Annotated in this window: 18 protein-coding genes and 1 pseudogene; 10 read left to right on the top strand and 9 right to left on the bottom strand. The window is 41.2% G+C overall.

Annotated elements, in window-relative coordinates; genetic code table 11:
- Positions 1-26: 26 nt before the first annotated feature.
- The 5 genes and pseudogenes from GXP67_RS29410 (at position 27) to GXP67_RS38085 (ending at position 3423) form a co-directional block, all read left to right on the top strand.
- Positions 27-566 (top strand): RNA polymerase sigma factor, encoded by a 540-nt coding sequence (locus GXP67_RS29410; protein ID WP_162446444.1) that lies wholly within the window; start codon positions 27-29, stop codon positions 564-566.
- Positions 567-607: 41 nt separating this feature from the next.
- Positions 608-1048: a hypothetical protein gene (locus GXP67_RS29405; protein WP_162446443.1), complete on the top strand. Its 441-nt coding sequence runs from the start codon at positions 608-610 to the stop codon at positions 1046-1048.
- A gap of 39 nt (positions 1049-1087) precedes the next feature.
- Entirely contained in the window at positions 1088-1558 is a 471-nt protein-coding gene (locus tag GXP67_RS29400) for a hypothetical protein (RefSeq protein WP_232064659.1), read from the top strand.
- Between the two features lie 151 nt (positions 1559-1709).
- A pseudogene (locus GXP67_RS38090) lies at positions 1710-2575 on the top strand (gamma-glutamyltransferase).
- A 5-nt stretch (positions 2576-2580) separates the two neighbouring features.
- Positions 2581-3423: a gamma-glutamyltransferase family protein gene (locus GXP67_RS38085; protein ID WP_317170079.1), complete on the top strand. Its 843-nt coding sequence runs from the start codon at positions 2581-2583 to the stop codon at positions 3421-3423.
- Positions 3424-3447: 24 nt separating this feature from the next.
- Here the strand turns inward: GXP67_RS38085 and GXP67_RS29390 are convergent, their stop codons facing one another.
- Both GXP67_RS29390 and prmC read right to left on the bottom strand, forming a co-directional pair.
- Positions 3448-4290, bottom strand: coding sequence for a DUF1571 domain-containing protein (locus GXP67_RS29390; RefSeq protein WP_162446442.1), 843 nt, complete (start codon positions 4288-4290; stop codon positions 3448-3450).
- Between the two features lie 181 nt (positions 4291-4471).
- Positions 4472-5335: a peptide chain release factor N(5)-glutamine methyltransferase gene (gene prmC, locus GXP67_RS29385; RefSeq protein WP_162446441.1), complete on the bottom strand. Its 864-nt coding sequence runs from the start codon at positions 5333-5335 to the stop codon at positions 4472-4474.
- A 125-nt stretch (positions 5336-5460) separates the two neighbouring features.
- On the opposite strand from prmC, the gene ribD reads away from it, so the two are divergent.
- From ribD to GXP67_RS29370, 3 genes are all read left to right on the top strand, one after another.
- A complete protein-coding gene (ribD, locus tag GXP67_RS29380; protein ID WP_232064658.1) occupies positions 5461-6492 on the top strand; it encodes a bifunctional diaminohydroxyphosphoribosylaminopyrimidine deaminase/5-amino-6-(5-phosphoribosylamino)uracil reductase RibD in 1032 nt (343 codons plus the stop codon).
- 170 nt (positions 6493-6662) lie between these two features.
- A complete protein-coding gene (locus GXP67_RS29375) occupies positions 6663-7391 on the top strand; it encodes an LOG family protein (protein ID WP_162446440.1) in 729 nt (242 codons plus the stop codon).
- A 148-nt stretch (positions 7392-7539) separates the two neighbouring features.
- Complete coding sequence (locus GXP67_RS29370) at positions 7540-8541, top strand: lytic transglycosylase domain-containing protein (RefSeq protein WP_162446439.1); 1002 nt, start codon at positions 7540-7542, stop codon at positions 8539-8541.
- An 11-nt stretch (positions 8542-8552) separates the two neighbouring features.
- Here GXP67_RS29370 and accC read toward each other — a convergent pair whose 3' ends face one another.
- Both accC and GXP67_RS29360 read right to left on the bottom strand, forming a co-directional pair.
- Positions 8553-10046, bottom strand: coding sequence for an acetyl-CoA carboxylase biotin carboxylase subunit (gene accC, locus GXP67_RS29365; protein ID WP_232064652.1), 1494 nt, complete (start codon positions 10044-10046; stop codon positions 8553-8555).
- A gap of 71 nt (positions 10047-10117) precedes the next feature.
- Positions 10118-11251, bottom strand: coding sequence for a Gfo/Idh/MocA family protein (locus GXP67_RS29360; protein WP_162448093.1), 1134 nt, complete (start codon positions 11249-11251; stop codon positions 10118-10120).
- Between the two features lie 134 nt (positions 11252-11385).
- Between GXP67_RS29360 and GXP67_RS29355 the strand changes: the two genes are divergently transcribed.
- Entirely contained in the window at positions 11386-12408 is a 1023-nt protein-coding gene (locus GXP67_RS29355) for an MBL fold metallo-hydrolase (protein WP_162446438.1), read from the top strand.
- A gap of 74 nt (positions 12409-12482) precedes the next feature.
- Here the strand turns inward: GXP67_RS29355 and GXP67_RS29350 are convergent, their stop codons facing one another.
- From GXP67_RS29350 to GXP67_RS29330, 5 genes are all read right to left on the bottom strand, one after another.
- Entirely contained in the window at positions 12483-13346 is an 864-nt protein-coding gene (locus GXP67_RS29350; protein WP_162446437.1) for a VOC family protein, read from the bottom strand.
- 53 nt (positions 13347-13399) lie between these two features.
- Entirely contained in the window at positions 13400-14332 is a 933-nt protein-coding gene (locus GXP67_RS29345; protein WP_232064651.1) for a DUF6999 family protein, read from the bottom strand.
- A gap of 89 nt (positions 14333-14421) precedes the next feature.
- Positions 14422-16284, bottom strand: coding sequence for a 3-oxoacyl-[acyl-carrier-protein] synthase III C-terminal domain-containing protein (locus GXP67_RS29340; RefSeq protein ID WP_162446436.1), 1863 nt, complete (start codon positions 16282-16284; stop codon positions 14422-14424).
- A gap of 130 nt (positions 16285-16414) precedes the next feature.
- Complete coding sequence (locus tag GXP67_RS29335) at positions 16415-17149, bottom strand: sterol desaturase family protein (RefSeq protein ID WP_162446435.1); 735 nt, start codon at positions 17147-17149, stop codon at positions 16415-16417.
- Positions 17150-17599: 450 nt separating this feature from the next.
- A complete protein-coding gene (locus GXP67_RS29330) occupies positions 17600-17956 on the bottom strand; it encodes a YtxH domain-containing protein (protein ID WP_162446434.1) in 357 nt (118 codons plus the stop codon).
- 904 nt (positions 17957-18860) lie between these two features.
- Between GXP67_RS29330 and GXP67_RS29325 the strand changes: the two genes are divergently transcribed.
- On the top strand, positions 18861-23384 hold the full coding sequence (locus GXP67_RS29325; protein WP_162446433.1) for an ELWxxDGT repeat protein: 4524 nt from the start codon (positions 18861-18863) through the stop codon (positions 23382-23384).
- Positions 23385-23465 lie beyond the last annotated feature (81 nt).

Raw genomic sequence — 23465 nt, 5'->3', positions numbered from 1 at the left:
AAGATAAAAAGGCTAAGCAGCAACATTTGGAAGATCAGGCACTTTTAGAAAAATTCAGGGACCCGGAAACCAGAAATTATGCATTTAATCTTTTGGTACGCAAGTATCAACAGAAGGTGTACTGGCATATTCGCAAAATGGTAATAGACCACGATGATGCCAATGACCTTACCCAGGAAACATTTATCAAAGCCTGGAAAGGACTTTCTACTTTCAGGGAAGATGCCCAATTATATACCTGGCTCTACCGGATAGCTACGAATGAATGCCTGAATTTTCTGAACAAAAAGAAGCGACGCTTTTTTCTGCCCATTGTAGATGTACAGGCAGAACTGATCGCCAAACTCGATACCGATGAACTGATCAGCGGGGATGAAATTCAACTCAAGCTTCAAAAAGCCCTGCTGACTTTACCAGATAAGCAACGTCTGGTGTTTAACATGAAATATTTTGATGAAATGAAATATGAAGACATATCTACTGTATTGGGTACATCAGTTGGCGCATTGAAGGCATCCTATCACCTGGCTGTAAAAAAAATAGAAGATTATTTAAATAAGGATTAAACCAAATCACTGAATCATTGTCCAAATAAAAACCTGGAACCATGCAAGAGAAACGGAAAATCAAGCTAGACGACCTGGAGAAAAAGCAGGTTTTCTCGGTACCGGACAGCTTTTTTGAAGAGTTGCCGGGCCAGATCAGCCATAAAGTAGAACAAGGCCAGAGAAGCCTGCCTTTGTTTGAGTTGCCTGTTTTCAGATATGGAGCCGCTCTAGCCAGCATTTGCCTGATTATTCTGATAGGTTATTTTATGTATAAACCCTCAGTAACAGGAGAAGTTCAGCCCGAAGCAATTTTGTCCCAGGTTTCCGACCAAGAGATTGTTCTGTATCTGCAACAAGCTGAAATTTCACAGTATGAACTGGTTGAAACCGCTTCTGAAGCAAATATTGTGATTGAGGAAAATGCGCTGGAAGAAATTGAGATTAACCGGGAATTACTACTAGAAGAAACAAATTCTGAATTGATTGAAGAACTTATATAATAATAAATTTTAAGCTTTATAGCATTAGATATACTACCTATGAAAAAAATAGCTTTCATTTTCTTGTTTGCCTTATGTAGCCTGCATGGCATGGCACAGAGAAATCCATCTCAGGAACGCATTACAAGCGCCAAAATAGGACTCATTACCACTAGGCTAAATCTTAATACCGATCAGGCTCCTCAGTTCTGGGCGGTGTATAATGAATATACCGATAAAAAAATGGCGATCCGGCAGAACCTGCGGAAACTCAGGATACAAAACACCAACCTCAATGCAACAGATGATGAAGTAAAAGATGCGCTGAATCAAATGCTGGTGTTCCGCCAGAATGAAGTAGACCTGGAAAAAGAATACATGACTAAATTCCTGAAAACGATCTCTCCCAAACAATTGGCAGAACTCTATAAAACAGAACAGGATTTCACTAAACTCCTGCTGGAACGGCTGGAAGACCGACGTCCGGCTGATAAAGATGGCAGAAGAGATGAAAAAAGAGACAAGGAGTAAATTTTAAGATTTATATTCGTATAAACATCCGGAGCCCTGTGTTTCGGATGTTTTTTATTTATATTAGCTTTTTAACCTTTTATTAAAATTTGCTGATATATATTGCTGACCAAATTATATATCTACTTTTCTTATTTACACATAATTATATATGCAAAATATTACTACTTACTTCCATCAGTATATAGCTATTTTTGTAATTGTATCATTTCTGATAACTTCCTGTATTTCCCAACCGGCTGTACCACCGGCTAAAGGAGTAAAAGGCAGGCATGGAATGGTTGTGTCTGCGCATCCGGAAGCTTCCAGAATAGGAGCAGAAATTTTGAAAAAAGGAGGTAATGCCATAGATGCAGCAGTAGCCGTACAATTTGCGTTAGCCGTCACCTTTCCGGCAGCTGGAAATATTGGGGTGGAGGGTTTATGGTCTATCGGTTGGCAGATGGCACCACCGGTACGCTCGATTTCCGGGAAAAAGCACCGGCATTATCCAAAGAAAATATGTACCTGGATTCTGCCGGAAATATAATTGATAATTTGAGCCTGGGTGGGCATCTGGCGGCTGGCGTACCCGGTTCGGTGGATGGAATGGTAGAAGCACACCGTAAACTAGGTTCATTGCCCTGGAAAGACCTCATACAACCTTCTGTGGATCTTGCCCTGAATGGCGTAAAGCTTACAAAAAAAGAGGCAGGTGGGTTAAATAACAATAAAGAAGATTTTATCAAATACAATACACATACCCCCTATCTGGTCAGAGATCAACCCTGGCTGGAAGGAGATATGTTACAGCATACAGCGCTTGGACATACATTGGAGCGCATCCGTGATCAGGGCAGGGCAGGCTTTTATGAAGGAGAAACCGCAGCGATGATTGTACGCGAAATGCAGACTGGCAATGGATTAATATCCCTGGACGATTTAAAAAACTATCAGTCAGTGTGGCGTGAGCCGGTTATTGGTCAGTACAAGCAATACAAAATTATCTCTATGCCGCCCCTTCCAGTGGTGGTATAGCCTTGATGCAACTGTTGAAAATGGTAGAAAATTTTGATTTGAAGGAAAAAGGATGGCAAACCACTCAAACTGTACATCTAATGGCCGAAGCCGAAAGAAGAGTATACGCTGACCGGGCTACCCATCTGGGCGATCCGGATTATTATAAGGTTCCGGTGAAAGATTTGCTGAATGAACAATATTTATCCCAGCGGACTACTTCCATTAATCCAGACCGTGCTACCCCTTCGCAGGAAATCAAAGCAGGCACATTTGCCTACCAGGAAAGTAATGAAACGACTCACTTTTCCATTGTAGATAGATTCGGAAATGCAGTTGCCATCACTACAACATTAAACGGAGGATATGGTTCAAATACAATAGTAAAAGAAGCCGGTTTCCTGCTCAACAATGAAATGGACGATTTCAGCATCAAACCTGGAACACCCAACATGTATGGGCTGGTAGGCGGAAAAGCCAATGCCATTGCACCTGGCAAACGTATGCTTTCTTCCATGACACCTACCATTATAGAAAAGAAAGGCAAGCTGTATATGGTTGTAGGTACGCCTGGCGGCTCCACTATCATCACTTCCGTTTTCCAGACCATTCTGAATGTTATCGAACACGGCATGACAATGCAGGAAGCAGTAAATGCCAAACGTTTCCATCACCAGTGGCTACCTGATCAGATCACCACAGAAAAAGACGGTTTTGACCCTGCCACTAAATCAGCTTTGGCAGCAAAAGGACATCAGATTATAGAAATCAGTGCCATTGGCCGGGTGGATGCTATTCTGATAAAGGGCAAACGAAAAATGGAAGGAGGCGCTGATCCCAGAGGCGATGATACTGCCATAGGGTATTAAAGTTTATGCTTAGTTTCTTGAATCTTAAAAATTATACGCTTCATAATCCCGGCTGAACTCAGCAGGTGCAAGCGAAGGATTCAGCTTCAGATTATAGAATTCATATTGGGAGAACAAGCCTTTTTCATCGTACATCTTCTGCACCAGCGGGAGGTGCGTTTCTTTGTCAATATATAGAATAGTTTTACGGGCGTATGCATTAGGAACCTTAATTTGTTGCCCGGATTCTACATCCTCATAATCGTCCACCTCCGGATTGATCTCTTTAATCATATAATCGCTTACAAATAGTTTATCCGCTATAGAAGTCAGGTCTTCATTAGGCTGCACGGTATAAGTAATGTATTGGTATGGTATATAATCTATCAAAATTTTATAACAAGTCCTGTTATCAAATGTCGCTTCACCCTGATATTGGAAATAAGTGTCAAATTGGTCAGCAGATTTTTTCGCAAGATTCCGTATAATAGCAGCTACATAATCGAATCCTACCTGGTGTACAGTGTGATGGTTGTTTTTGCGGATGATGGAACCATAAGGTGAAAGACTTACACTTACATAGGGAAACGAGGTTGGTTTTACGAGCACCTTGCCATTATTGGCACCTGCTACCCATAACACTTCTGTACCTTTACTTGGAGAATGCAAATAGGCATAGGTTTTCCGGGGAGCATGCATGTATTTAACATCCTGTTCGCCGGTTACCATTTTTCCATTTACCCGTTCCCCTTTTTTGAGCTTAAATGTTAAAGTATTTACCTGCTCGGTAGCCGACAACATCTGATTAATAATATCTTTTGCAGGAATTACCTGGGAAAATACAACAGTAGATTTCCATAGCAGAACTAATACACAAACTATTTTCATAAAACATCAATCTACAGATAAACAATATACACTATCTGTATATGCTTCAACGAGTATATCGTTAATTCATTACACAAATACTATTTTTTATTAGTTTTATCTAATTACATTCAAAATTGTAACCCTTTGACAACAAGTAAATCATTAACCCCTACGAGTCTAAACAGAATATTAGCAATCCTTACAAAATAGCTTTTACAAACCGGTCTTTTCCAAACATATCCGTTATCAGTTGCGTTGCTGTATATCCATATTCTTCAAAAAGATCCTGTACCTGTTTGGTATAGTTTTCATTGGTTTCCATATAACAAGCCCCTCCTGTTTTCAGCACAGACTTTCCTAAACTGGCAATATGGCGATAGAATAACAAGGCATCTTCCCCTTCTACAAACAAAGCCAGATGAGGTTCATACGCTGTAACATTCTGTCGCATCAGTTCCATTTCTGCCCGTGTCACATAGGGCGGATTACTCACCATCAGATCAAGTTGCAGATTCTCAGGTAAGCCGATTCTTTGTTGATCCAGAATATCAGCCTGTACAAAATTAACTTGTACACTATTTAATCTGGCATTGGCCTGTGCTACCTGTAACGCTTTTTCAGAAACATCGATCGCCCACACCTGTGCCACAGGGAATTCAGCCGCAAGAGTGACAGCAATACAACCGCTGCCTGTTCCAATATCTAAAATTGCTAAGGGATCTTTCTTTCTAAAAGAAAAATCTTCAACTATCCGATACACCAATTCCTCTGTTTCAGGCCTGGGAATAAGCACATTGGAATTTACCTCGAACCAACGGCCATAAAAAAGGGTTTCGCCTAATACATACTGGACCGGCTCATGTTTCAGCAATCGTTCTATCAAAGGGTTAATCTGATCTGTATTGGTATCAGGAATATCTTTGCTAGCGAGCACAGCAGTCCGGCTTATGTCAAAACAATGTTCTAACAATAGAAAAGCAATATTTCTGGCTTCCTCTGACGGATATATCTGCTGAAGCTGCTGGTGAATTTTGGTAAAAAGCTGCCTGGATGATACGGACATATTTGTTTTTTAGTAAGATTACGAAAGTAAATGCAAAACTGGTGATATGGACCAGATAAACCTATGTTCTGCGAAATCCTGCAGGTTTAATAAACAAATCCCCACTGAATAATAACCCTCATCCAATGACCCACGAACTATTCATGCAACGTGCCCTGGAACTGGCACAACTCGGACAAGGTTCAGTAAGCCCTAATCCCATGGTAGGCTGCGTAATAGTATACCAGGATCAGGTAATTGGTGAAGGATGGCACAAAAAATATGGCGACTGGCATGCAGAAGTAAACGCAGTAAATTCAGTACAACAACTGGAATTGCTTAAAGAAAGCACCGTATATGTTACGTTAGAACCCTGTTCCCATTTCGGCAAAACTCCTCCCTGTGCAGATTTGTTGATCAGTCATCAGGTAAAAAAAGTAATAATCTGCAATGTAGATACGAACCCACTGGTAGGTGGACAAGGAATATCCAAATTGCAACAAGCTGGCATAGAAACAGAAACCGGCATACTGGAATCCCAGGGAAGAAAGTTGAATAAGCGCTTCTTTGCTTTCATGGAGAAAAAACGCCCGTACATTATATTAAAGTGGGCACAAACTGCTGACGGATTTATTGCCAGGGAAAACTTCGATTCCAAGTGGATCAGTAATGATTTTTCGAGAACACTGGTACATAAATGGCGCACCGAAGAAGATGCCATTCTAGTTGGTACCAGCACAGCTTTATATGACAATCCGCAACTGAATGTACGAAACTGGCATGGCGAAAATCCCCTGCGCCTCGTAATCGACCTGAATTTGCGGTTACCTTCTCACCTGCATCTGTTTGACAGAAAACAACCCACCATTTGCTACAATCTGCATAAAGCCGGCACAGAGGAAAATCTTATCTGGGTACAATTGCAACAACCCGACAACAGCTTGCAGGAAATACTCCAGGATTTATACGCACGTAAGGTACAGTCAGTAATTGTCGAAGGCGGAAGTAAAATATTAAATAGTTTTATTGAAAAAGGGCTCTGGGACGAAGCCAGAATTTTTGAAAGCCCGCAGGTTTTTGGAAATGGAATAGCCGCACCTGTACTCAGGGCAAAAGCTAAAAAAACAGAAAATTTTTTTGGCGACAAACTGATCACTTTTACTCCGGTTTACAATTAAGTAATTGTATTTGTTACTGAGGCAGGCCGATCCTGGAAATAGATGGGCAGGGATGTTTGATTTAGGCTAACTCATTATAATTTACTAACTTGCGAAGTTTTTTGAACGATAAATTAATTGAAAAACAAATAAAAATTGAATTGGTAGATATATTTATTTAGAATAAAATTATGCAAAAAGAAGAAAATATCAGCTTGGAAGAACAAAGAATCAGGCGGGCATTTAAAGACAGAGACTGGAATGAAATTAAAATAGCTGATTCCTGGGTAATATTTAAAGTAATGGCTGAGTTTGTAAGCGGATTCGAAAAACTGGCTAAAATCGGACCTTGTGTGTCTATCTTTGGTTCCGCCCGTACCAAAGCAGATAATCCCTATTATATAATGGCCGAAGAAATTGCCGCCAAACTGGTGCGACACGGCTATGGAGTAATTACCGGCGGAGGTCCGGGTATTATGGAAGCTGGCAATAAAGGTGCCCGTACGCAGGGAGGAAAATCAGTTGGGTTGAACATTCAGTTACCTTTTGAGCAGTTTAATAACGTTTACATTGATTCGGATAAACTCATTTCTTTCGATTACTTCTTTGTACGCAAAGTAATGTTTGTAAAATATGCCCAGGGTTTCATCGTCATGCCCGGAGGAATGGGAACGCTGGATGAACTTTTTGAAGCCATTACCTTGATTCAGACCCAAAAGATTGGTAGATTCCCCATCGTGCTGGTAGGCCGCTCCTACTGGCAGGGACTTATGGACTGGATCGAAAATGTGATGTTAGGGCAGGAAAATAATATCAGTGCAGAAGATTTAAAGCTGATCAATATTGTAGATAATCCGACGGATGCAGTAAAAGTGATAGATGACTTCTATTCCCGTTATCTGCTTCAGCCCAACTTTTAGGCTACCAGGCTTTGCAGCGTTTTTCTGCAAGCTTCGTATACTGTAGAGAGTTCACAGCGGATATTTTAAAAGCAGGAGAAAAGTTTATTCTTTAAAACCTGCTTAAAATCTATTGCTGTGGACATATGTGTCACTAAAATATTGGATTTTGAAAAGAATTCAGCTCTTTTTAATATTTGGATTATTACTTTCCCTGGTCATTTACGGGATATATTCCCGCTTATCTGAGCAGTTTAATTACATATATGAGCATGATCCACGCTATCAGGTATATAATGTAGATGATCCGCCTCCGCAGATTTTTTTTGCCGGCGAACCTATGCCACTTCATGATAAAAAGGTAGCTAAAAAATTCGAACAAGAGCTTCGCATCCAAACCTACTGGAATTACAGCAAAATTTCACTTATCAAACGTGCCAGATACTGGTTGCCTCAGATAGAACCTATTCTCAAGCAGTATAACGTCCCAAAAGACTTTAAATATGTAGCTGTGGTAGAAAGCATGTTGAATAATGTGGAATCGCCCAAAGCAGCCGCTGGCTTCTGGCAGATTATTGCCAGCACCGGTTCCCATTACGGACTGGAAATAAATGATGAAGTAGATGAACGCTATCATCCTATTAAAGCAACCCACGCAGCCTGCCAGTATTTTCAGGAATCACATAAGAAATTTGGCAACTGGACCAGCGTAGCAGCCTCTTATAATATAGGCATGGGTGGATTAAGCAAAGCCCTTCGCAACCAGAATAAAAGTTCGTATTACAAACTCAACCTCAACAGTGAAACAGCTAAATATGTATTCAGGATAGTAGCACTTAAACAACTCATTGAGCATCCTAAAGAATATGGCTTTAAGATAAGCCGTGGAAATCCATATGATATTGGCCTGAAGAAAATTAAAGTTACTGAATCTATTCCGGATCTTTCTGCTTTTGCGGCTAAGTATGGAATAAATCTGGAAATATTGAAGGAATACAATGCCTGGCTACTGAAAAACACCTTAACTATTAAAGAACCCGGCAAAACCTATACGCTATTGGTGCCCAGAAAACCAGAATTACTGATGGCTTCCGAACAAAAAGCTTCTATACAGCCTGTATTGGTAGATTCTACCCACATTATAGCTCCAGACACAAGCAGTTTCTGGTAACATATGAAAATTCATTGCCGGTTCTTTCTCCATTTACTGCCTGATGCACTTTGCTGAGCTGCCTTCCCCGATGAAGCATTGGTTTGTTGCTGCGAAAGTAGATAAGCCACCAGAGCAGCCGCCACTTCAGATTCTTGGGGTAAATGTTGGTTTAATTGGGCAGGGGTGAAATACTTGCTCACAAAATCCGTGTAAAAACGGCCGGACAGGAAAGCTTCATGGTCCATTACAATGCGGCAAAATCCAAGGGTGGTGGTTACGCCACTGATCTGGTATTCATCGATGGCTCGTCTCATCCGTCCGATAGCTTCCGTACGGTCTTTTCCGAAAGTAATGAGTTTAGCGATCATAGGATCGTAATAGATGGGGATGTCCATGCCTTGTTCAAATCCATCATCCACCCTTACTCCCGGTCCCTGTGGACGGACATAGGTTTGCAAACGGCCAATATCCGGCAAAAAGTTGTTAGCTGGGTCTTCGGCATATACCCGTATTTCTACAGCATGTCCTAAGATTTTCAGGTCTTCCTGGCGGATAGCTAATTTTTCACCCTGAGCTATTTTTATCTGTTCTTTCACCAGGTCTACACCCGTGATTAGCTCACTTACCGGGTGTTCTACCTGCAAACGGGTGTTCATTTCCAGAAAGTAAAAATTGAGTTTTTCATCTACAATAAACTCAACGGTGCCAGCTCCATAATAGGAACAAGCTCTCGCTACATCTACAGCACTTTTTCCCATCGCTTCTCTTACGGCAGGTGTTAAAACGGCCGATGGTGCTTCTTCCACTACTTTCTGGTGCCGCCTTTGGATGGAACACTCCCGTTCAAACAAATGAATAATATGTCCATGCTGGTCGCCTAATACCTGTATTTCGATATGTTTGGGAGAAGTAATGTATTTTTCAATGAACACCGACCCATCCCCAAAAGCAGAAGCCGCCTCGCTTACCGCCCGTTGCATCTGCTCGACGAATTCTTCTTCCCGTTCTACCACCCGCATCCCCTTTCCTCCTCCCCCGGCGCTTGCCTTGATCAATACCGGATAGCCAATAGTTTTACAAATTTCTTTAGCCTCCGCTATATCTTTAACAGCTTCAGGTGTTCCGGGCACCATCGGAATATTGAAAGCCGAAACAGCTGCTTTTGCTGCCAGTTTATCGCCCATGACGCGGATAGATTCTGGGGAAGGGCCGATAAAAATAATACCTGCATCCGCCGTTGCCTGGGCAAAAGCTGCATTCTCCGATAAAAATCCATAACCCGGATGAATGGCATCTACACCCAGTTGTTTACAAACCTCAATGATTTTATCGCCCCTTAAATACGACTGAGCCGAAGCAGGTGGACCAATACAAACTGCCTCATCCGCATACCGGACATGCAAGGCATTTCTATCGGCTTCGCTATACACAGCCACTGTACGAATTCCCATTTCCCTCGCTGACCGCATCACCCTTAAAGCGATCTCGCCTCTGTTGGCAACCAATATTTTTTTTATAGTCATTATTCTGGTTTGTTGTAAAAATAGCGATGAGTTTGAAGCCCATCGCTATTATGCTTATTTCTATCCTCTAGTTACTCCTGCACCTTCAGCCATTTTTCCTTGCTATTGCTGGAAGCTACTACTGTCTCAATAAACACCATCCCTCTTACCCCATCATCTGCCGAAGGAAAATCCAGGTAAATTGGGTCTGGGTTTTCGCCTTTCAGGCGGCTGCGTAAGGTAATGGCAAAATTACGGTACAAACTGGCAAAGGCTTCCAGGTATCCTTCAGGGTGGCCGGGAGGAGGAACACGAATATGCCTTTTGGTGCTTTCATAATTTTGACCTACGCCAGGACGGAGATTTTGGGCCGATTTATCCAGCCAGGTAGCAATTAAGGTATTCGGTTCTTCCTGCCGCCATTTTAATCCCCCTGTTTCACCGTATACCCGGATATTTAATCCATTTTCTTCACCTACCGAAATCTGGCTGGCATGCAAAACGCCTTTGGCTCCATTCTCGAAACGCAACAATACATTGCCATCATCATCGAGCCGGCGGCCTTCTACAAACGTGGTGAGGTCGGCGCACATTTCGGTAATTTTCAAGCCGGTGATGTATTCAGCGAGGTTTTCGGCGTGGGTTCCGATATCGCCCATACAACCGGCAATACCCGAACGGGCCGGATCGGTACGCCAGTCGGCTTGTTTGTTTTCTACTTTGGTAGCCAGCCAGCCTTGCGGATATTCTACTACTATTTTGCGGATCTTACCCAGTTTTCCATCTTTGATCATATGCCTGGCTTCTTTTACCATCGGATAGCCTGTATAATTATGTGTCAGGCAGAACAGTAAGCCGGTTTTTTTAACCAGATCCCGGAGTTCTTTAGCTTCCTTTAGATTGAGGGTCATAGGCTTGTCACACACCACATGAAATCCGTTTTCCAGCGCCATTTTCGCTGGTGGGAAGTGCATGTGATTTGGGGTAACAATGGAAACAAAATCCATTCGTTCGCCTTCCGGAAGCTGTTTTTCCTTCTGAATCATTTCTTCAAATGAGCCATATACCCGGTTGGCTGGTAAATAAAGGCTTTCGCCAGATGCTTTAGATTTTTCGGGACTACTGCTGAATGCACCACACACTAATTCTATTTCTCCATCCAGATTTGCTGCCATCCGGTGAATGCCTCCAATAAAAGCATCTTTCCCTCCGCCCACCATTCCCATTCGCATTTTTCTGTTCATCATTTGTATATAAGTTTATGTAGGTTGTTTGAGTAAAAAATAATAATATGATAGATTGGGCTGGTAATATGCAGTTTTTATATATATTTTAAAAATGAGAAAAATTAAAAAATATAATGTCACAATCTAAAAATTCACCGGATTATACCTCCAATCCTGATTTGCAATTTGTTAAACCAAACTATTCTGGTAATAAGCTTATACATGGAAAATTCACTAATGAAGACAAAGATGTAGAGGCAGGATTTCTGAAAGTACTCCGCTGGCAGTTTACCAGAAATCCGCAAAAAGCTGAGAAAAAGGCAGATACCTTCCGCTTACAGGTAATACAAAACAAAACATTGAGTAAACAAGGTCTGGATAAAATTGTATGGCTGGGGCATGCGACTTTTCTTATTCGCATCCAGGGACAGAATTTGCTCATAGACCCTGTTTTTGGCAATTTGCCACTCATTCCCCGTAAGTCTCCTCTGCCCTGCCTTCCCTCCGACCTGACCAATATTCAATATCTGCTCATTTCTCATGGGCATAGGGATCACCTGGATAAACCTTCTATACAGCAGGTATTAGAATATAACCCGGCTGTAACAGTACTGGCTCCGTTACAAATGCAGAAATTGATTTACTCCTTCGGAAAGATCAGACAGTACCAGGAAGCAGGATGGTACCAGTCATATCAAGTAACAGATGGCCTGGAAATTATCTTTTTACCTGCCAAACACTGGCACCGGCGGGGCTTAAATGATTTTAACGAAATACTCTGGGGTAGTTTTCTGATCAGGACAAAACAAGTAAGTATTTATTTTGGAGGCGATAGTGCCTATGGGGCGCATTTTACACATATCCGGCAAACGGTTGGTCCGGTTGATGTTTGTATATTGCCCGTTGGTGCCTATAAACCTCCGTTTATGATGCAAGGCTCACACATGAACCCTATGGAGGCCATACAAGCTTTTCAAGATTTACAGGGCAAGCTACTGATTCCTATGCATTATGGCACATTCGACCTGTCGGACGAGCCTATCGGAGAACCATATAGAGTGCTACAACAAGCTGAACTGCAGAAGAAAATCAAAGGTAAATTAAAGTTAGCGGCTGTTGGAGAAGAGATTCTGCTGGATACAGTCATTCGCCAATAGTTAATGGTCAATAGTTAGTAGGTGCAAATGTTTTTTACTATCAACTATTAACGAACAAATAACAACCATGATTGTCAGGCTCTATCTACAAGAACATGGATCGTATCTTCATCGAATGTTGAAATTCCGGTTTCTGTAGTATTTACAGCATAGCCAGCCTGCGATAGTTGTTGTTTTACGCCAGTTAACGCTTTTTCATCCGAAACTACAATTGAAAAAGATTGCAGGCCAGTACTATCAGCCGGAGCAGGCGGACTATTTTTACTATACCAGGTATTTAAACCCAGATGATGATGATACCCACCAGCCGACACAAATAATGCACCTGGATAGGATTGCTGGGTAATATCAAAGCCAAGTATATGGTGATAAAACTGCTCTGCTTTATTAAGGCTAGAAACCTGTAAATGCACATGTCCGATTAAGGTACCATGATCAATGCCTTTCCATTCGCTGTTAGGGCGGTTTAGTTCTGCTAATAAGCTTTTGGTATCTACCGGCTCGGTGTACATTTCAATTTTTCCATTTACGATGGGCCATTGATCTCTGGGGCGGTCGGCATAAAGTTCTACTCCGTTTCCATCCGGGTCTGAGAGATACAGTGCCTCGCTTACGCCATGGTCTCCGTACCCGAGCCTGAAGTTATTTTCTAACAAACGCTTTAGTAACTGAGCCAGTGCAAAACGACTGGACAGCAGAAACGCTGTATGAAATAAGCCAGGGGTATGCCGGTTTCTGGCAGAAGCCTGTTTATTTTCGGTGAGTTCGATCAGCGCAGGTAATTGACCGTTAGCCGAAAGCCATGAGGTGTTGTTCTCTCTTTTTATTTCTTTAAAACCCAGCAGGTCCACGTAAAAAGACAGAAGCCTGTCCAGCTGGGCGGTTTGCAAATGAATGTATCCAATTTTGGTATCGGCCGGTAGTTGGAAAGTGCTCATGGTTTTACATGGTTTTCAATTAAAACCTTCATGCGCTCTGGTAGGTTCAATTTTTAACTACCTGTACTTTCTTCCATTACAAGCGGTTTTTCTTTTTGCGCCTTTTTCAGGTCTACCAGCAGGGCATGTAATACTTCTGTAGACAAGCCATGAAGCGTTAACCTAAATCCTGCCGACCAGGTAGTTAAGGGAATCATGGGATGTTTGTTGTTCAACGCTACCAGCTTTTCAGGACTATTTAGAATAGTAGCTGCATACAAGCCGATGGTTTCGTCTAACTGCAGGGAATTAGATGCCCGCCAGAAATCTTTATCTGTCAGCAATAGCTGGTATATAGGGGTAAACATTTCAATCGCTGTACTTAGGTCAAGAATGTTGGTGAAGCCATTCCGGAATTTTTCAAACTTGAACTCACCTACTGTAATACAGGATAGATCAGGGTATTTTACGGGTTTAATACTGATGCCTTTCTGCTGCATATCCTTATTAAGCCTGATCACAAAATTAAACAGGTTCAGATCATGATTTAGAAACAGATTATCTTTCACATCTTCGAGTCTGGTTGGTTTCAGCGGATTCATAGTAATATCTACACCAAGCACATTTTCTTTGATGAACTGTAATACTTCAGAACCCAGATTAAAATGCCGCAGAATCAGGTAATTGGCTTCTGGGGTGATCCAGTATTTCATGCCCCAGTACAAGCATTTGTGCAGAAACTTGGGAAAAGCCATATTGGGAATAAGGAGTTTGATAAGCTGAATAAACATGATTGTCAGGCGGCAAACGACTCTGGCTACCGGCAAAATAAACTGCCTAGAGCGTGTTTGCGAATCGTACAAAAAGGCAGCTTTAGAAGTAGGATTGAATGGAATACTACGGTCCCAGAACAAGGCTTGCCAGGGATTGGGGTCTTTTGGGTTATGTTCCAGTTGCTCGAAATATTCTATGGAATTTACCACATTCATTTCATTTCTGTGTACCATAATTTTATAGTATTGAGTAATGAGTTTTATAAATTAAATAATATTGTTTATTCAAAAGAAAGGCAACATACATCTATAAAAAGGAAAGTTTAAAACTTACCAATCTCTTCCAGTTGCATTACATATAATCTGGCTACTACTTTGGCTGTTTTTACTATCCGTTCAGCCATTTGTTTTGTCAGCAGATCAGACTGGATGGCTTTTTCGAAACGCTCAAAGTGGTTGTCATCGGCATCGCTGGATTCATGGTAGATCAGGAAAGAAACCTGATTTTCTGCCAGATTGAGTTGCTCTTTGATGGCTCTTCCCCACTTGCCAGCCAGCCGGTTACCTAGTCCTTCAATAATAAACATGCCCCCCAGTAAATCGAATGGGTCCTGGCGGCTGGCCCGGTGAAACATATAGGCGCTTAGTGCTTCGCTTCCCACATTTTTCTCACCCTTGCGGATATCTTCCAGGCTGCCACCCATGTTCACATAATTTTTCTCCAGCATCTGGTAATCCCGGTGTTCATCGCTGGAATGGCGGATGAACGATGAACGCACTTCAAAATACTCCATGCTCACATGCGAAGCGGCCCTGGCAATCCACTGTGAACCATCTACCACCTGCTGACGGATATTATAGAGCATGTCCATGTATTCTTCCCTGGTGAGTAAGCCCCGGTTAATTTTATCAATTACCGGCACTTTGTTAAGCCTGGTTTCAAAATCTATCCAAACCTGGGTAAGCTGCCGTACCAGCCATTCCTGTACTGGTTTGCCGGAGGTCTCAAAATGTGGCGCACTGATTTCGGTGTAATAATTTTTTGCCGGACGCTGAGGCGCTACAACTGTAAGCATCATAAAAGCTGTCAGGAACCGGCCACTTTCGGGAACCATACACAGAATTTTTTGTCCTGGCTTCAGGTTTTTCTCCCGAACCAGTTCTTCCAGCATGATAAAAATAGACGCACATCCGGTATTGCCTTTGGTATACAAATTTGTAAACCATTTTTCCTCCGAAATATGTAATCCTCCTTTTTCCAGCAATTCCAGAATCTGGCCTTTGAAAAAATGGGAGGAATAATGGCACAACAGGTAGTCTATTTTCTCCGGCTGAATCTTCCCTTCATCCATCAGTTCAAAAAAGCGCTGAACCCCGAGTTTTACAATATTATTAACCAGTTTCAGGTCTTGCTTCAGGTTAATAGCACCGGCGGCATCTGCCTGCTGGAAATCGCCGTAATCAAGCCAGGATTTACGGTGGCCATTGTTTTTGTTCATGCCGCTGAACATACACACATCAAATTGTCCGGCATACGATTTTATGTCAATATACTCAATTTCAAAGGAAATTCCTTGCAAAGAGGGTTGTGGCTGAATCAGTGCGGAACCTGCGCCATCGGAAAGCATCCACCGGAGAAAATCTGTCTCTAAAGGCAGGTTTCCGTCTTTTGCCTCTTCCTGCCTTTCAAACCTGGCCGATTTAAACATACGGCTGGCAAACTCCGAAGCGCACACCATGGCATTGTTTTTTAAACCGCCAGCTATCTGCAGCCAGGCATATTTCATAGCCATCATTCCTGAACCGCACACACCATGTAGCGTAGCAATTTCGCAGGTATCTAATCCGGCTTCGGCCTGCACCATACTCGCCAGACCAGGAACCGGCAGATCTCCCTGTGTACTGGCAGTTGCTAATAAATCTACCTCTTTTTTGGTAATAGCTGTGTTTTTAAGGCAATCTTCAATAGCCAGTGCTGCCATATTGCTGACTGAGTACTGGGCTTCCTGGTTTCGATTCAGGGCATAGTGCCGGAATTGAATACCATTCTGGCGTAGCATCCGGTCTTTGGTACGGGAAGGTTTGCCATGAATTTTCCCAATCACTTCTTCGATCTGCTCGTTTCCAATAGGTTCGCCAGGCAGAAATTTTCCAATGGCCGTAATATATGCTTTTTGTAAACTCATGTATGAGGTAATGGCTAATTGATAGTTGAAAGTGAAAACTAGGTGGACTTTTAATGAGGAATCGAAATAACTGTAACCTTTACTTTATGGCTCACATAACGCAGATATTTTAATAGTTTATAATTTTAAATCACTTAATCCCTGTTCTAAAAATCCGGTCGAATACCGGCAGCAGAAAACCGAAGTTGCCGTGTACCTTGCGGTGGTGCATGGCATGACGGTAGCTGAATTTAAGTAAACTGGAAGGTTTCAGGTGTGGAAACAGATCATAGTCCCAGTGGCCTAAGGTATTGAGAAAAATACTCATGACCGGCAAAGACAACAAAGCAAGGTACTGGAAAGGATACAGAAACAGTGGTAAAAAGATAACAGTTCCCAGCAAAAATGCTTCAATCCAGTGAAAACTATACACCGAAAAGGGCGAAGGATGATAGGAAGTATGATGTATTTTATGCACTTTCCGAAACCACCATCCCACATGCAGCAACCGGTGGCAAAGGTAAAAATGAAGCTCATTCCAGAAGAAAAGGATAAGTATTTGCGGAACGAGGGTAATTATATTGATCTGCCAGTTTATGTGTATCCAGCCTTGTACATAAGCCACTTGTATAAAAATAGCCTGCAAGGCAAAAATAAAAATAGAAACAATGGAATATTTAATTTCCTTTCTTATTTGTGCCGGATCGTAGCTTTCCTGGCCGCTGAGTTTGTAACTGGATTGGATAAACCTGGTAATAAAAAGAGCGGCCGAGGCAAATAAAAAATACAGCAGCAAAAACAGGATGAACGCCATGCCAAAGGTATGAAAGGGGCTTTTAAAGAAAAAGTCCCGGAGAATACTTACAGTACTGCCAGGGGAGACCATGGGGTGCAGAGAAGTGTTACAATGGTCACAATATACAAATAGTTTACCACTCCTGTACATGGGCGTTGCTAATCGATAAGTAAGAAATCAGCGGAAAATGGGAAGATCCTAATAAGTTAATCTCTCAGAATAGGAATAAGAAAATTAAAATGAGGTAAAGGTTGGTGGGTAATACTGCACTGCTTTACATAAGAGAATAGATTTTAGTCTTATACTCTTTGCGTACTAAGCCTTCTACAGGTTGAGTTGGAGATAAATGGAAAAGCAGGAGAACCCAATCAAAAGTTGATAATATTTGAGTTTAGCTTGGAGCAATATCAGTTCGGTAATACAGCCAGAACTCCCTAAAAACACACAGCCTTTGACAAGACAGAGAATGCTGTCTGTATCAAAGGCTCTATACTTACTTATTGACTGGCTGAACAGAAAATTTGCACAACCAGGTAAATGTTAGCTTACAATATCAGTATTGGGACTATTAGGATAAGACTGTCCGGCAGGTTTTTTAGGCGCTTTTTTACCATTCTGTCCTGTAACCGATCCAGTTACTGATTTAGTCTTATCTGTTATTGTTTTGATTGTACTGTTAAGTTGAGTACCTACCTGGCCTTTCAGGGTAGTAGCTTTTTCCTTTAGCTGCCCTGTTAAGTCATTGGCTTTGCCCTTCAGATCAGTTGCCTTTTTAGCAATCGTCTGGCGGGTTACTTCTCCAGAGTCAGGAGCCAGCAATATACCGGCTGCCAAACCAGCGGCTGCACCAACGATAAAGCCTAACAAAATATTCTGATTCTCTTGATATTTACTCATAGCGGTAAGGATTTGGGTTTACTGTTTTATACGATTATTTAACTTAATTGTATGCAAAAAAATTAGATATTATGCTTTCTACTACTAATTACAGCACAAGGTTACAAAATTATTTCAATTTAGCTTGTTATGGTTTGATAATTATTACTTAAAAAATTCATTTAACATTGACTGAAATAGGTTCATTGAACGTGATTATGGTATTTTTATTATACGTTTCTTGAAATGTTCAAATTTATTCTTGCTATCCTCTTAAATAAGTTAATGTTCAAAAAAGATATTTGAAATACATAGATTATAATCACTTCTAATGATACTATTATTTTTTGCACTGGCGGAAACGTGTGCAACTATAGTACTTACAAAGGAACTGACAACCCAGGTGAGTTGAGTAGTTAAAAGTAAGTGAATGGATAGGTTCTTTTAAAAAATAGCCAGGAGAATCTGATTCCGTTTCATTTTCTAAAGACAAATCTTGCTTATCTTTCAAAATGGTCTAAATGTGTTAAAGATTGCACGATTTGTGTTAACACTTTTCCTCTCCCTTTCCCTGATTTGCCCATGTAAGATTCGCCCATTGCTGTAGATAGTACTAAATAAGATACTACGCAATACGCTAAGTCTTTCATAATGAAGCTATATAAATGAGCTTATAAAAACATGTAAGATTTATGCTTACCTGTTTATTAAATCAAGCATTAATTCTATACCATTTCTAGTTCTTACCTACTTTATGCGAACACATTTACTTTCTTTGGCAGGCTTTGTCAGCAGACAGACTTCTTAATCCTTTATATAGCTTAAAACAAGTGTGTTTGTAGGGAGACTGCGAATTTATCAAATTAAGAAATACCTTAAACCCTTATCTAACTTTCATAGTAAACCTAATCATTACCCAAAATCTATGTTCAGATTTCTATTCCCCACATCTAATTTCAAATTTATTCATTCAGGCTATGAAATACCTATCTATAAAACTATTAACCTGATAAGTAGACTTCACTTTTCTGCTTGGTTTCTATTCATTGGTTGGCTCCATCTTTCTTCCATAGCTTTCGCACAAGTACAGCCTACTAACTACAGTAATCTCACTGATGTAAATGGAATAATATTTTTTACAGCTGATGATACTGATCATGGTAACGAACTATGGCGAAGTGATGGCACAGCAGCAGGCACTTATATAGTAAAGGATATTACTACTGGTTCAGCTTCTTCCTTTCCTTCTAAACTCATTAACTTGAATGGCACACTATACTTTATAGCCAATGAAGGAGAAACCAGTTACCAGTTGTGGAAAAGTGATGGCACTAAGGCAGGTACCATCAAAATAAAAGATGTCCCCTTACAGTTGCCTCTTAGGGAATATGATTATGACAGAGATATTGCCTACTACCGTGCCTCAACAGGTCTGACTCATACTGGGAACTTAGTATATTTTACTGTAAATAATGCCATTAATACATATGAATTATGGCGAACAGATGGCACACAAGCAGGCACCATCAAAGTTACGGATGTGACTACCTATGATAGATATATTGAAGATCAATATAACTTTGGCCCTTTTACAAGTGTAGGTAATTCCCTGTTTTATAATAAACCCTATGGGGGCTTATACAAAACAGATGGAAATTCGCAAAATCCCATATTAATTAAAGAAGTTATCAGCCCTGAACTAATTAAATCCACTGTGAATGGAGTGGTATATTTTACTGATTTTGTATTGGGACAATATCGGTTATGGAAAAGTAATGGTAATGCGGAAGGTACTGTTCTTGTAAAAAAATCTATAAGTCCTAGATTTAGTATGGCTGTAGGAAATAATCTTTTCTTTACTACTGATGAATATAGCCCTCTGGGAGCAGAACTTTGGAAAAGTGATGGAACTGAGGCAGGCACCACCTTAGTAAAAGATATTTATCCGGGCATAGAAAGCGGGCCTAACCGGCCTAATCATTCCAGTCCTCTTTATTTAACTAATTTTAATAACGCCTTGTATTTTACAGCCAATGATGGAGTGCATGGCAGGGAACTCTGGAAAAGTGATGGTACAACGGCAGGTACTATCTTGGAAAAAGATATAACACCTGGCAGTAGTTCTTCAAATATCTATAATTTACTGGTTGCTAATAACACCTTATTTTTTGTTTATAACTATCAAAGCCTTTGGAAAAGTGATGGAACTTCAAATGGAACATTCGCTGTAAAAACCAGTATTGGTGAAAATCGCTTGATAGTAGATGGAAGCTTAATCAACAGCAATGGTACTTTATATTTTACAACTAAGCACCAATTTTTGATTGGTCATCCTAGTGAACTATGGAAAAGTGATGGAACCGAGGCAGGTACTGTGAAAGTAATGGATGTATTAGAAACACCTAGTCATTTTATTGTTACTGCAGCCTCTCGTACGCAGGTGCATTTAAGATGGTCTATAGGTTATGGAAATGCTGTGATTGAACGATCAACTTCTGCTAATGGCCCTTTTACAAAAATTGAGTCAGCCCCATATGACTCTCATTCTTATGCAGATGCTGATCTACAGCCTAATACTACTTATTATTACCGGATAAAAGCCGTGGATGAAAATGGTGCAAGTTCAGAATATGTGCAGAAAAGCACCACCACACACCCGGAAGTAACTTCCCCTGTAATTACTCTTAAACAATGGGATAAGCTTTTTACAGGAACAGGAGGTGTCAATACGGCGAAGCGAACAACAGATGGAAACTACCTGATAACTCATTCTAGATGGATATGGCCTAACAGTTATGCTAGTGGTGCGCTACTGCTTAACAACAATGGAGAACAAACATGGTCAAAGGAATTTAATAGTGATTTTACGCATAGTGTGATTGGCACAGATGGAAATTTTGTACTAGCAAGTAGTTATGTATTAGTAAAAATCAAAAGCAATGGAACCGAGTTGTGGCAAAAAACTATTACTACTGGTAGTATCAGGGGAATTATTCAAACCGCCGATGGAGGTTACTTGGCAAGCACGTATTTGTCAGATAATACCACAGTAACAGCTGGTTTGGTAAAATTTAACAGCAATGGAGAAAAGCTGTGGGAAAAAACCTATGGAGAAAATAGTAAGGTGTGGCTTAGCTATTTTAAGCAGCTCAACTATTTTATACAAACTACAGATGGTGGCTATTTATTGGCCAATACCTATTCATCTGTTAATAAAGCCCACGATTATGGACTAATAAAATTTAACAGCAATGGAGAAAAGCTGTGGGAAAAAACCTATGGAGGTGAAAGCGATGATATCCTTACAACTGTACTACAAACCTCAGAAGGAGGCTATTTATTAGGCGGCACTTCCACTTCAGGCATTGGTGGAGATAAAACAGAAGCTTGCCAGGATGATGATCAGGATAATGGGTATGGTGATTATTGGGTTGTAAAAGTGAGTGCAAATGGGACTAAAGAATGGGATAAAACATTTGGAGGAGGTTTCTCTGAAGACTTGACAGCTATTGTGCAAAGTCCGGATGGTGGGTATCTGATAGGAGGAAGTTCCAGTTCAGTTGGCACTTATGTATCTAATTGTTTTGCCTATGAAGGTAAAAGAAATGCTAACTTCTGGCTGGTAAAAATCACTGCTACAGGTACTAAGCAATGGGATAAGTCTTTTTTTGGAGGGACAAGCCAGCTAAGCAATTCTAATAACAGCGATTTTTTAACAGTCATGCTTACAACAGCAGACGGAGGCTATCTTTTAGGTGGCACATCTTTTTCAGGAATTTCAAGCAGTAAAACAGAAGGCAGCCATGGCACTAGCCAGATAACTTGTTCCGAATTTGGTACACTGGATTTAAACTATAGCAGCGATTACTGGATGATAAAAATAAATGGCAATGGCAGTAGAGAATGGGATAAAACATTCGGCAGCTTTGGTGATGAATCCCTTAATGCAATTTTTCAAAATACTGATAATAGTTTCACATTAGTAGGACATAGTTCTTCAACTCCTGGTAAAGATAGAAATAATAATGGGGATAAAACCCAGGCAGGTAATGGCATCTGGTTAGTGAAAACCAAAGGTACACTTCCACCTGCTGTCACCTGTTCAGCTACTGGAAGTATCTTGCGGGAAAAGTGGCTCAATGTCACAGGCTATTCTGTAGGTGCCATTCCGGTTAATACTGCTTCTAGTGCTTCTGCTCAACTCACTTCCTTTGAAACTACCTCCAATCAAGGAGATAACTATGGAGAAAGAATCAGAGGCTATCTGTGTGCTCCTTATAGCGGCAGCTATACCTTCTACCTCTCCGGGGATGACCAGTGTGAACTCTACCTGTCCTCAGATGAAGATCCTGCTAAGAAAGTAAAGATTGCCTCTGTTGCTACCTATTCTGGCAATAAAGAATGGAACAAATTCCCTTCTCAGAAATCTGCTTCTCTCTCTTTGGTAGCCGGTAAAAAATACTACATCGAAGCCCTCCACAAAGAAGCAACCGGAGGAGATCACATAGCCGTCGGTTGGCAAACGCCTGCTTCTACTGCTATCACCCTGATTGCCGGCTCTTACCTTTCGCCTTTTATTGCTTCCTGCAGCAGTTCCACTCAAAGCAGCCTGGTGGTCAATCCTTCCAGTGGAAGTACTTTAAGCGGAACTAGTTTGTATCTAAAAACCATTCCGGGGGCTTCTTCCTATACTTTGCAGGTGAGTAGCTCTGCTAACTTTACTACAGGAGTCATCACCAAAACTACCACAAGCAAGCTCAGCACCGGTACCTATTATGCTTCTTTTCCTGAACTTGTACTCAATCAGAAGTATTATGTGAGAGTCTATACCAACCTTGGCTTGTGCTGGGGACCGGTCACTAGCTTTACTACCGCTTCAGCTGCAGGTAGTGCTTATGTGGTCAATCCTAGTGATGGAGCCACTACTACCGGCACTTCCCTGTATCTGAACACCGTATCCGGGGCTAGTGCCTACACAGTTCAGGTGAGTAGCTCTGCTAACTTTACTACAGGAGTGATCACTAAAACCACCGCAAGCAAGCTTAGCACCGGTACGTATTATGCTGTGTTTCCTGAACTGATCCTTAATCAGAAGTATTATGTGAGAGTGAAAACCAACCTGTCCGAGGTGTGGGGCAGAACTACCACATTTACCAGAGTGAATGCTGTTGCTAGAGTAGGGGCTGAAGAGCAAGAGGCTGCAGCATTCCTCGAAAGCAAGGTGAGTCTGTATCCTAATCCTTTTGAAAGCACCCTCACACTGAGTACCCCTAGGGCAAGCATGCACTACATCACAGTAGCGGATAACTTAGGTAGAACTGTTTATCAAACCACCACTCAAGGTGCAGAAACAAGCCTTGACCTGGCTCATCTGAAAACAGGCGTGTATGTAGTGAAAGTATCAACGGAGGATGGATCAACTCAGGTATTGAGAATAGTCAAACAGTAAGCTCTTAACATTTATTTTTCACAGCAAAGCCGGGAGGAAACAGTGTTCTCCCGGCTTTGCTGTGAAAAAGATCTCGTTTTC

The organism is Rhodocytophaga rosea (assembly GCF_010119975.1).
GTDB lineage: Bacteria > Bacteroidota > Bacteroidia > Cytophagales > 172606-1 > Rhodocytophaga > Rhodocytophaga rosea.
This window is presented reverse-complemented; position numbering and strand designations above follow the sequence as displayed.